Origin of the sequence: Collinsella sp. Sow4_E3 (assembly GCF_052116285.1) — a bacterium.
Taxonomy (GTDB): Bacteria; Actinomycetota; Coriobacteriia; order Coriobacteriales; family Coriobacteriaceae; genus Collinsella.
Map to the genome: position 1 here is coordinate 1 of NZ_JBQKLJ010000128.1, position 430 is coordinate 430.

Below are 430 nucleotides of genomic sequence, written 5' to 3' on the forward strand. Positions count from 1 at the left end.
GTTAAGTCCCGCAACGAGCGCAACCCCTATTGTTAGTTGCCATCATTTAGTTGGGCACTCTAGCGAGACTGCCGGTAATAAACCGGAGGAAGGTGGGGATGACGTCAAATCATCATGCCCCTTATGACCTGGGCTACACACGTGCTACAATGGTTGGTACAACGAGTCGCAAGCCGGTGACGGCAAGCTAATCTCTTAAAGCCAATCTCAGTTCGGATTGTAGGCTGCAACTCGCCTACATGAAGTCGGAATCGCTAGTAATCGCGGATCAGCACGCCGCGGTGAATACGTTCCCGGGCCTTGTACACACCGCCCGTCACACCACGAGAGTTTGTAACACCCGAAGTCGGTGAGGTAACCTTTTAGGAGCCAGCCGCCTAAGGTGGGATAGATGATTGGGGTGAAGTCGTAACAAGGTAGCCGTATCGGA

The 430-nt window shown here is 53.0% G+C and carries 1 rRNA gene; it reads left to right on the forward strand.

The annotated features are described in order from the left end of the window. A 16S ribosomal RNA gene (locus ACTQ48_RS11600) occupies positions 1-430 on the forward strand; the annotation flags it as partial.